General features: G+C 63.3%; 1 protein-coding gene. It reads right to left on the bottom strand.

Annotated elements, in window-relative coordinates:
- Nucleotides 1-30: 30 nt before the first annotated feature.
- Nucleotides 31-1298, bottom strand: a protein-coding gene (locus NFL01S_RS33800; protein WP_157117333.1) for an IS3 family transposase whose coding sequence is annotated in 2 segments (ribosomal slippage) — nucleotides 31-1025 and nucleotides 1025-1298 — 1269 coding nt in all. Because the reading frame shifts where the segments join, the coding sequence is not laid out codon by codon here.
- Nucleotides 1299-1351 lie beyond the last annotated feature (53 nt).

The raw sequence follows: 1351 nt of genomic DNA, 5'->3' as shown, positions 1-1351 counted from the left end.
TGAATCTCCCCGGGTTCGATGCACACCCGGTTATCTGTCTCCAGCGGGTTGCTCGGAGCAGGTTGCATAGTAGTCGGCTTCGTACTCGATCGGTGGTGTGCGGCCGAGCCGGTGCATCAGCCGGGACTCGTTGTACCAGCCGACCCAGTCGCAGGTGAGTAGCTCGACGTCGGCCAGTCGGGTCAGCGGGCCCCGCCGAAACGGTGAATCCTCACGCACCGCTTCGGTCTTGTAGAGTCCGATCGTGGTCTCGGCGAGGGCATTGTCGTAGGCATCGCCGACGGAACCGATCGACGGCTGCAGACCCGAAAGTGACAGTGTCTCACCGAATTTCACAGAAGTATACTGAGATCCGGCGTCGGAATGATGGATTGTGGACCCGGTCCACGGCCGGCCTTGACGGGCCCGCAGCGCGGCGGCCTGCCGGATCGCTGATTCCACGAATTCCGCCTGTTTGCTGGTCGAGCATTCCCAGCCCACGATCCGGCCCGCATAGGCGTCGATCACGAACGCGGTGTACACAAACGTCCCGCCACCCAGCCGGACATAGGTGAAATCGGCTACGACCAGCATGTTCGGTGCCGGAACACGGAACTGGCGATCCACCAGATCCGGCGCGCGGTCCGCTGCCGGGTCCGCCACGGTGGTACGGACCTTCTTACGCCGGATCACGCCTTTCCAGCCCTGGGTGCGCATCAGCCGTTCCACCGTGCACCTGGCCACCGGGATACCCTGACGTTGCAGGTGGGCCCACATCTTCACCGCCCCGTACAGCGACTCCGGGGCGCGGCGACCGTCCTCGTCGGGTTCGTAGTAGCCGGCCAGGACCTCCGTGACCGCGGTATCCCACAACGTGCGTTTCGACGGTGACCTGGCCAGCCAGGCATAAAACGTTCGCGGAGCGATCTTGACACCGTGCGCACTCAGCACACGGCAGATCGGAGCGACTCCGAACCGAGCCCGATGCTCGGCGATGAACTCACAAACTACCGGTGTCGCGGGTCGCTCGCCCGCACGAAGAAACTTGTTGCCGCCTTGAGGATTTCGATCGTTTCTTCGAGTTCTTTGTTCTTGCGGCGAAGCTCGCGGATCTCTCGCGCCGCCTCGGTAGTAACACCGCCGGCCTCACCGGCATCGACTTCGGCTTGCCGGACCCACTTGCGCAGGGTCTCGGTGGTCATCCCCAACCGGGCGGATACCGCTTTCATCGCAGCCCACTCGCTGTCGTAGTCGTCACGGTGATCGACGACCAGCCGGACAGCCTTGGCCTTGGTCGCTTCGTCGTACTTCGCAGGCATGATCTGCCCATCCTTCCCAAGAAAGAAGGTGAGCACCAAACCCGGGGAGATTC

Source organism: Nocardia flavorosea NBRC 108225 (assembly GCF_001613385.1).
In the GTDB taxonomy this organism is placed as follows: Bacteria; Actinomycetota; Actinomycetes; order Mycobacteriales; family Mycobacteriaceae; genus Nocardia; species Nocardia flavorosea.
Note: the sequence above shows the minus strand (reverse complement) of the source record. Positions and strands in the feature narration are given on the sequence as shown.